The sequence below is a fragment of the Streptomyces sp. NPDC004539 genome, assembly GCF_040610055.1.
Taxonomy (GTDB): Bacteria; Actinomycetota; Actinomycetes; order Streptomycetales; family Streptomycetaceae; genus Streptomyces.
Window position 1 is genome coordinate 238,194 of record NZ_JBEXLS010000016.1, and the last position, 8,884, is coordinate 247,077.

The window sequence follows — 8,884 nt, forward strand, 5'->3', positions numbered from 1 at the left end:
CTGTTCGGTCCGGTCGGCCTGGTCGGCTCCGTCACCCGGCTCGGGCTTGGGTCTGGCGCCCCAGCCGAGGTCCCCACGCGGCTCGGAGCCGTCCCGGGGGAGCTCCGCCCACACCAGGAGGCCGGGGCCGTGCTCCTGGGCGCCCCAGGCGCGACACAGGGCGTCGACGAGCAGCAGGCCGCGGCCGTGCTCCTCCTCGGGAAGCTGCGGCGACGGGCGGGGTTCACCCGGAGTGCATCCTTCGTCACGCACGGCGATGCGCAGGATGTCGTCGCCGTCGTGCAGCTCGCACACGACGACACCGCCGGCGGTGTGCACGATGGCGTTGGTGACCAGCTCGGATATGACCAGGGCGGCCGAGTCGCAGGTGTCCTCGCACACCGACCAGCCGGTCAGCCGGGCCCGCACCAGGCGTCTCGCCTGAGCCGGGGAACCCGGATGTGCGGCCAGCTCGAACCGGAACCGGCGCTCGGCGGAGGTCTGGTCAGGACCTGCTCCCGGCGCGGCACCGAGACCGGAGGGGCGGCCTGCGGTGGCGTCTGTTCCTAAGGGCGCGGACGGAATCACGCTTGCCACTATCGCCCCGCCGTGAACACTTGGCAAGTGTCACTCTGAAAATTGCAGAGTGCTGTGTGACGCGGTGGGGCGTCGTGGCACACTGCTCGCAACAGCACGTAGAGCGGCGCCAATTGGGACCACCGCAGAACCGTCGCGCCCCCACCGACGTACCTCGACGTACGCGCGCGTGGCCGTCGTACCGGACTTTGTCAGGTCTTCGAACGGCGCCGCAGGGCTGTCGGGGTGCTTTCCGCCGACGGCTCGCGCGGCCTTCGTGCGGATCAGGAGAACTGTCAGCGAGACGTTCGTCGAGCTTCGTGGAGGTGGAGCGTGAGCGAGCCGCGGTCCGCGCCGACCGTGGGACAGGTCGTCCTCGGCAGGCGCCTGCTGGACCTGCGGGAACGCGCGGGGCTCAAACGCGAGGAGGCCGCCAAGGTCCTGCGCGTCGCGCCCGCCACGATCCGCCGCATGGAGAACGCCGAGGTCGCGCTCAAGATCCCGTACCTCCAGCTGCTGCTGAAGGCGTACGGCGTCACCGAGGACGAGGCCGCCGGGTTCGTCCGCCTCGCCGAGGACGCCAACAGGCCGGGCTGGTGGCAGCGTTACCACGACGTCCTGCCCGGCTGGTTCTCCATGCACGTCAGCCTGGAGGGCGCGGCGGCCCTGATCCGCCAGTACGAGCCGCACTTCGTCCCCGGACTGCTCCAGACCGAGGGCTACGCGCGCGGGGTGCTCGCCTCGGGCGCGATCGGCCAGACCCGGCCGGAAGACGTCGACCGGCTCGTCGCTCTGCGCATGGCCCGCCAGGAACTGCTCACTCGTCCCGACGCGCCCCGAATGTGGGTCGTCATGGACGAGACGGTGCTGCGCCGCACGGTCGGTGGCCCGGAGGTGATGCGTGAGCAGATCGACAGGCTCCTCGACGCCGCGAAGCTGCCCAACGTGGTGCTCCAGATCGCCCCGTTCGCCAACGGGCCGCATCCGGGCACGTACGGGCCCTTCGTGCTGTTCCGATTCGCCATGCCGGAGCTTCCGGACATGGTCTACAGCGAGTACCTGACCGGCGCCGTCTATCTCGACGCGCGTGAGGAGGTGGCGACACACCTTGAGGTCATGGACCGCATGGCGGCTCAGGCCGCTACGGCACATCGCACGAAGGAGATCCTCCGGGATCTCCGCAAGGAGCTGTAAATGAATCGCATCTCGTCCTCTCCCGCCCCGCGTATCTACAACGGCATGCCCGCGCGGGAACTGGGCAACGAGGGCTGGCACAAGCCGTGGAGCGGCGGGAACGGGGGAAACTGCCTGGAGGCGATGAAGCTGGAGGACGGCCGGATCGCGCTGCGTCAGTCCACGGACCCGGACGGTCCCGCGCTGATCTACACCCCGGCCGAGATGACGGCGTTCATCGAGGGCGCGAAGGCGGGTGAAGCGGACTTCCTGCTCTCCTGACCACCTTTGTTTGCTTCTCGTGTTTGCTTCTCGCACCTCTAAATTTGACTGCTCGACTCGAATTGATCAGTTATGACCGTATCGACCACTCCGGTAGGCAGGTGAACTAGAGCCACGACCACATGCGGCGCGGGGCGTCCACCAGACGACTGAGGGCGACCACCGGGAACGGCGGCTGCTCCGCCTCGTGCCGCTCCAGGCTCAGCCCGTAGTAGATCTGCTCGATCGACGGCGGACCGACCGCGAGATTGCGCCGGACCGCCGCCGACGGGGACTCCTCGCCGGTGCCCACCAGATACGCCGCCGCCATCGTCCCCGTCCGCCCCACCCCCGCGCCGCAGTGCACGAACACCCGCCCCGGCGCCTCCCGCACGACCGCCAGGAACCGCCGCACCTGCGCCTGCGTGGGCGTCTGCCCGTCCCGCACCGGCAGGCGGACGGCCGACAGCCCCGCCTTCCCCGGTTCGGCGAGCTGCGCCGCGCTCAGGTCCTCCGCGCGCAGGTCGACGACCGTCGTGAAACCGAGCCGCCTCAGCTCGCGGTAGCCGTCCGGCCTCGGAGCCGCGCCCCGCCACAGCCGGCCCTCCTCGTCCACCGGCCGGAAGTGATGAACCCCACTCAACTCCCGTGTCCCCGGCGGCGCCTGCGTGTTCTCCCGGACCAGGTACGACAGCCCGAGGACGCCCAGCGTGCCGGTCGCCCACAGGGCGAGATACCCCACGACGACGATCACCGCGCCACGCAGCACCCGTCTGCCGACCGGCCGCGACGGCTCGGCGGGCGAGGGGAGAGGGGCGACGACGGCCATGGACAACCCAGGGGTGTCGGGAACGGGGGCGTCCTCGGATGGTAACCCGATCGGGTGAAGTGGTGACGAGGGTGAAGGAAACGGGCAACAGGCCGTGCCTGCCGCGGGGTCACGGCGGCGGCAGCACGGCGCACAGGGCCCCCAGCGCCGCCTCGTACGCGTGCTCGGACGGGGTGGCGTACCCGACGACGAGCCCGTCGCCGTGCGCCCCCTCCGCCGCCGGGTGCCGGAACCCGGCCAGCCCGTCGAGCGCGACCCCGCGCGCGGTGGCCGCCTCGACGGCCGCCGCCTCGGTGCCGGGCGGCAGCCGCAGCACCGCGTGCAGTCCCGCCGCGACGCCGCTCACCCGGATGTGCGGCGCCCGCTCGGCCAGCGCCGCGACGAGCCGGTCCCGACGGCTCCGGTACCGCTGACGCATCCGGCGCACATGACGGTCGTACGCCCCGCAGGCGATCAGGTCCGCCAGCGCGAGCTGCTCCGGGACGCTCGCCCACGCCTCCCGCTCGCCCTTGGTCTCCCGGACGGCGTCGACCAGATGACCGGGGAGGACCAGCCAGCCCAGCCGCACCGCCGGGGACAGGCTCTTGCTGACCGAGCCGAGATACACGACCCGCTCCGGATCGAGCCCCTGGAGGGCGCCGACGGGACGGCGGTCGTACCGGAACTCGCCGTCGTAGTCGTCCTCCAGGACGATCGCCCCACGCGCGCGTGCCCAGTCGACCACCGCGCCCCGCCGCTCCGGACCCAGCGGGCCACCGGTCGGGAACTGGTGGGCCGGGGTGAGCAGGACGGTCCGCTCGCGGCCCAGCCCGTCGACCCGCGCGCCGTGCTCGTCCAGCGGGAGCGGTACGGTCCGCACGCCCGCGGCCGTCAACAGGCCCCGGTGGAAGCCGAGCCCGTACGCCTCGACGCCCGCCGGGCCGCGCAGCACCCCGCCCCCGCCCTGGCCGAACAGCAGCCGCAGGGCGTGCGCGAAACCGGAGCAGACGACGATCCGGTCAGGGTCGGCCCGCACGCCCCGCGCGCGTGCCAGATACCCGGCGAGCGCCTCCCGCAGTTCACGCCGCCCGGCCGGGTCACCGGGCCCGAACGCCTCGCTCGGCGCGTTCTGCACGGCCCTCCGGTAGGACGCCAGCCAGGCCGCGCGCGGGAACGACGAGGCGTCCGGAGTGCCCTGCCGCAGATCGTGCAGTGGGCCACGCGCGCGTGGAGGTGTGCTTACGGCCGGTTTCCCGGCGTGTCGCAGGGGCTCCGTACGGTCCGCGACGCGCGTCCCCGACCCCTGCCGGGCCGTCAGCCATCCCTCGGCGACGAGTTCCGCGTACGCGTCCGCCACCGTGTTGCGGGCCACCCCGAGATCGGCCGCCAGCGAGCGGTACGGCGGCAGCCGGGTGCCCGGCGACAGGCGCCCGCCGCGTACGGCCTCCCGGAGCGCGCCGATGAGCGCGGCCCGGCGGCCACCCGGACCGGACACGTCCAGGTGCAGGTCGGAGCCGATGCGCTCGGCGGAATTGACCCATGATTTCGCCATGGGAATGCACCCTACAGAGGGGCTAATCGCGGCCTAGATTCGAGGACATGACGACGCACACGAACGAGACGCAGAGCACCCCTGTCGACACCGAGGCGGGCATCGCCGCCGCCGAGGCCGCCCGGACCCGGCTGAACTTCGGGTCGGCCGCGCGCAAGACCTTCCGGGCCGTCATCGCGCTGGACGCGGCGGCCCGTGAGGGTCTCGACCCCGCCCTCGTCGAACTCGTCCAGATCCGCGCCTCCCACCTCAACGGCTGCGCCTACTGCCTCCACATGCACACCAACGACGCCCGCAAGGCCGGTGAGACCGAGGACCGCCTCCATCTCGTCCCCCTCTGGCGCGAGGCCCGCCACTTCTACACCGCCCGGGAACAAGCCGCCCTCGCCTTGACGGAGGCGGTCACTTCGCTGCCCCTGGGGGGCGTCTCCGACGAGGTGTATGCCGAGGCGGCGGTGCATTTCGGTGAGGAGGAGCTGGCGCAGTTGATCGGGGTGATCTGTGTGATCAATACGTGGAACCGGGTGGCTTTGGCGACGGGGAAGGTGGCGGGGGTGGATGAGAGGTGAGGGGGGTGCCTTGTGGTGGGTGGGCAGGCGGGCGGGGCGGTGAGTGGTGGGCGGGGCGATGGGCGGGGGTGTTCGCCGGGGCGCCTACGGGGGCCGGGGCATCGTGGCCTCCCGGGGTGTCTTGACGTCTCGCTGCCTCGGTGGCTCAGGGCTGCTGCCCTGTCGTCTCGCCCAGCCCTCGGCGTCTCGTGGCTGTCGTCCGGGGGGCGCGTTCCGGCCCGGTGCCGAGCGGGCCTCCGGCGTTTCTGCTTCGCCTCGACGTTCCCACCTGCCTCAGCGTCCGGCGCCTGCCTCACTGGCGACACCCGCCCTGCTACCGAGACTCGCCTCGTTTGCCGGTACTCGACCGGCTGCCAGCACCTGCCCGGCTGCCAGCACCTGCCTCACCGGCGGCGCCTGCCCGGGTACCGGCACCCGCCTCATTGCCGGTACCCGCCCGGCTACCGGCACCTGCCCGGCTGCCAGCACCTGCCTCATTGCCGACCCCTGCCCGGCCGCCGACACCCTCCCCAGCGCCACCCTCCGCCTCACCTGCCAACCCCCACCTGCCAACCCCCACCCCAGCGCCGATACTCGCCCCGCTGCCGCCCCCAGCGCCGAGCGCCCCTCGCGTGGCACCGGCTCGCCCCCCTGCCCCTCACACCCCCATAGGCCGATCCCCCGGCCCGATCGGCGCCGGAAGTGTCGTGTTGCCCGTCAAGTAACGGTCGACGGCCGCGGCGACCGCCCGCCCCTCCGCGATCGCCCACACGATGAGGGACTGGCCGCGTGCGGCGTCGCCGGCGGCGAAGACGCCGGGGACGTTCGTGGTGAAGTTCAGGTCGCGGGCGATCGTGCCGCGGGGCTCAAGGGCGACGCCGAGCCGGTCGAGGAGTCCGTCGGAGAGGTCGGGGCCGGAGAAGCCGAGGGCGAGGAGGACGAGGTCGGCGGGGAGCGCGCGGGACGTGCCGTCGACCGGCCGGCGGTGCTCGTCGACCTCGACGAGGTGCAGCGCGGCGACCCGGCCCCGCTCGTCACCGGTGAAGTGCAGGGTGGACGCCGCGAAGAGCCGGGCGTCGGCGTCGGCGGCGGGGGCCGTACCGAGTTCGCCCGCCTCCTCGTGGGCCGCGGAGAGACGGTAGATCCGGGGGTACGTGGGCCAGGGGTCGGCGTCCTCGTCGCGGCCGGCCCCGGGACGGGCGTAGATGTCCAGCTGGGTGACCGACGCGGCGCCCTGCCGTACCGCCGTCCCCAGGCAGTCCGCTCCCGTGTCACCCCCGCCCACGATCACCACATGCCGCCCGGCGGCCGACAGCGGGGAGGTCTCCGCGTCCCCCTCGCACACCCGGTTCGCCGGTGGCAGATACTCCATGGCCTGATGTACCCCCTCCAACTCCCGGCCCGGCACCGAAAGTTCCCGCCACGCCGAAGCCCCCGTGGCGATCACCACCGCGTCGTACCGCGCCCGCAGCCGACCTGCCTCCACGTCCCGCCCGACGACCGTGGATGTCCGGAACTTCGTCCCTTCGGCCCGCATCTGATCGATACGACGCTCCAGATGGTGCTTCTCCATCTTGAACTCGGGGATGCCGTACCGCATGAGGCCGCCGAGACGGTCGTCCTTCTCGTACACGACGACGGTGTGCCCGGCCCGCGTCAACTGCTGGGCCGCGGCGAGTCCGGCGGGACCGGAGCCGATCACCGCGACGGTGCGTCCGGAGAGCCGGTCGGGCGGCCGGGGCGGCACGAAGCCCTCCTCCCAGGCCCGGTCGGCGATCGCGCACTCGACGTTCTTGATCGTCACGGCGGGCTGGTCGATCGCGAGCACACACCCCGCCTCGCACGGCGCGGGACACAGCCGGCCGGTGAACTCGGGGAAATTGTTGGTCGCGTGCAGCCGCTCGCTCGCCGCCCGCCAGTCCGCCCGGGACACCAGGTCGTTCCACTCCGGGATCAGATTGCCCAGCGGACAGGCGTCGTGGCAGAAGGGGATGCCGCAGTCCATGCACCGGTCGGCCTGCGCGCTCACGATGGGCAGCAGCGCCCCCGGGACGTACACCTCGTCCCAGTCCCGCACCCGCTCCGCGACCGGCCGGCGCGGCCAGTCCTGACGGGGGGTGCGCAGGAATCCCTTGGGGTCGGCCATGGCTGAGTTCCTCGGTGGTCGCTCACGTCCACACCTGCGAAGGGCGCCGTGCGACGGCGTCTTTCCGCCACGATACGACCGACCGGCCACGGTCGCAGAGCGGCGGGCGCAGACCGAAACCCGGCGGAGCGGCGACTCGGGCCGAAGCGAGGGGAGAGCGGCGGGCTCAGGTCACGCGAGGCGGGGCGGCGGGCCCCGGCCGAGCGAGGCGGCACGGCGGGTTCAGGCCGAGCGAGGCGGGGCGGCGGGTTCAGGCCGAAGTGCGGGGCAGCGGCGGGCTCGGGCCAAGGTGAGGTGGAGCGGCGGGCTCGGGCCGGCACAAGGCAGGGCGGCGGGCTCAGGTCGACACGATGCAGGACGGCGGGCGCAGGCCGACACCGGGCGGAGCCGCAGGCTCAGGTCAGTGCCAGCACGTACGCCAGGGCCGCCGCGCCCGACGCGGCCGTTCTGACGTGGTTCCACAGCGTCCACTCCCGCAGGTACGCGGGCCAGTAGGCGAGCCCCTCCGCCGACTCCGCGCCGAGCCTGCGCAGCCTCTCGTTGCGGGGCACGTTCGCCGTGACCGTCACCCCGAACGCCCCCACCAGATACAGCCCGCTGCCCAGCAGCAGCTCCGCCCGCCCCTCCACCGGCCACAGCACGAACGTCACCACCGCGACCACCCCGCACACCGCCGCCGCACCCAGGAACAGCACCATGAACACCGAGGTCAGCGCCGCCTTGTTGATCGCGTTCATCGCGGCCACCCCGTCCCGCGCGGGCAGCGCCCCCAGCCCTCGCATCACCAGTACGGAGAACCCCCCGAACACCCCCGCCATCACCCCGGTCACCAGCACCCCGGCCACCGCCAGCACCACGTACGGCCCCTCCACCATGAAGGTCAACTCCCCCCGTCACCGCCGAGATCCTGCCCCACCCACCCCCTCACCACAAGTGATGCCCCGGACAGCATCAGTGACACCCAGCCACCCACACCGCCCCCCTGGCCCCCCGCAAGGTCGGCACCACCACCTCGTCCACCACGGCCACGGCAAGATCCGTGTACGACAATCCGGGCGCCCCTTCCGGCACTCGGTCACCCCCGACGACGTACCGCCCCCTGCCCGGCCCCTCCGTCAACTCCCCGCCCGGCGTGAGAACCGCCCAGTCCACCCCGCCCCCGACGGCCCGCAGCCGCGCCAGCCCCGCCGCGTGTTCCCGCGCGAACGCCAGGTGCTCCGCCGGGAACACCGCCGGGTCCTCCATCACGGCCCGCCCGTCGGCCCCCACCAGATCCGCGAACAGCCCCACGAGGACCAGCCGCGACACACCCTCCGCCGCGAGCAGCGCGTCGACGGCCCTGACGAAGAAGCCCGCTTCGAAGCCCACAGCGGCCTGGACGACCCCCCAGCGCCCCGCCGGCACCGCCCGCGGATCGGTCACGTCCCCGCGGACGACCGTCACCCCGTCCGCCGCGAGCCCCGGATGCCGTTCCGGGTCCCGTACGACGCCGATCACCGGCAGGCCCCGTCCCCGCGCCTCCGCGCACACCGCCCGTCCGGCCCGCCCGCCGGCGCCGAAGACCACGATCCCGTCCATGCCCGAACCTCCTCGCCGGGCGCCGTACTTCACCGCCCGGACGGAAGCATGGACCCCGAAGCGCCGGTTACCGCAACGAAACCGGCACCGGCCTCTAGGAGTTGTCTTCAAAGGTCACGCCCACATCAGGAGTGAGGCAAGGGTGACGGCGGCCTGGTAGGACTCGGCGGTCTTCTCGTAGCGGGTCGCGATGCCGCGCCACTGCTTGAGTCGGTTGAAGCACCGTTCAACGACGTTGCGCCGTTTGTAGAGCTGCTTGTCGA

9 protein-coding genes and 1 pseudogene are annotated in these 8,884 nt (G+C 72.8%); 3 read left to right on the forward strand and 7 right to left on the reverse strand.

What is annotated here, in order from left to right; translation table 11 throughout:
* Nucleotides 1-30: 30 nt before the first annotated feature.
* A pseudogene (locus ABZX85_RS30305) lies at nt 31-576 on the reverse strand (ATP-binding protein); the annotation flags it as partial.
* A 312-nt stretch (nt 577-888) separates the two neighbouring features.
* Between ABZX85_RS30305 and ABZX85_RS30310 the strand changes: the two are divergent.
* Nucleotides 889-1,749 carry a helix-turn-helix transcriptional regulator gene (locus tag ABZX85_RS30310; RefSeq protein ID WP_355875293.1) on the forward strand — a complete coding sequence of 287 codons (861 nt, stop codon included), beginning with the start codon at nt 889-891 and terminating at the stop codon, nt 1,747-1,749.
* The gene (locus tag ABZX85_RS30315) at nt 1,750-2,010 is read left to right on the forward strand and encodes a DUF397 domain-containing protein (protein ID WP_355875296.1); all 261 of its coding nucleotides are present in this window, start codon (nt 1,750-1,752) and stop codon (nt 2,008-2,010) included.
* A gap of 106 nt (nt 2,011-2,116) precedes the next feature.
* Here the strand turns inward: ABZX85_RS30315 and ABZX85_RS30320 are convergent, their stop codons facing one another.
* Both ABZX85_RS30320 and ABZX85_RS30325 read right to left on the reverse strand, forming a co-directional pair.
* The gene (locus tag ABZX85_RS30320; protein ID WP_355875299.1) at nt 2,117-2,818 is read right to left on the reverse strand and encodes a dual specificity protein phosphatase family protein; all 702 of its coding nucleotides are present in this window, start codon (nt 2,816-2,818) and stop codon (nt 2,117-2,119) included.
* Between the two features lie 109 nt (nt 2,819-2,927).
* The gene (locus tag ABZX85_RS30325; RefSeq protein ID WP_355875302.1) at nt 2,928-4,349 is read right to left on the reverse strand and encodes a PLP-dependent aminotransferase family protein; all 1,422 of its coding nucleotides are present in this window, start codon (nt 4,347-4,349) and stop codon (nt 2,928-2,930) included.
* Between the two features lie 47 nt (nt 4,350-4,396).
* On the opposite strand from ABZX85_RS30325, the gene ABZX85_RS30330 reads away from it, so the two are divergent.
* Complete coding sequence (locus tag ABZX85_RS30330; protein WP_355875305.1) at nt 4,397-4,918, forward strand: carboxymuconolactone decarboxylase family protein; 522 nt, start codon at nt 4,397-4,399, stop codon at nt 4,916-4,918.
* A 637-nt stretch (nt 4,919-5,555) separates the two neighbouring features.
* Here the strand turns inward: ABZX85_RS30330 and ABZX85_RS30335 are convergent.
* From ABZX85_RS30335 to ABZX85_RS30350, 4 genes are all read right to left on the reverse strand, one after another.
* Entirely contained in the window at nt 5,556-7,043 is a 1,488-nt protein-coding gene (locus ABZX85_RS30335; protein WP_355875308.1) for a glutamate synthase subunit beta, read from the reverse strand.
* Nucleotides 7,044-7,438: 395 nt separating this feature from the next.
* The gene (locus ABZX85_RS30340; protein WP_355875311.1) at nt 7,439-7,918 is read right to left on the reverse strand and encodes an anthrone oxygenase family protein; all 480 of its coding nucleotides are present in this window, start codon (nt 7,916-7,918) and stop codon (nt 7,439-7,441) included.
* 76 nt (nt 7,919-7,994) lie between these two features.
* Nucleotides 7,995-8,621, reverse strand: coding sequence for an NAD(P)H-binding protein (locus ABZX85_RS30345; RefSeq protein WP_355875314.1), 627 nt, complete (start codon nt 8,619-8,621; stop codon nt 7,995-7,997).
* A gap of 114 nt (nt 8,622-8,735) precedes the next feature.
* Nucleotides 8,736-8,884: transposase (locus ABZX85_RS30350; RefSeq protein WP_355875337.1), on the reverse strand; the 149-nt coding region annotated here is incomplete at its 5' end.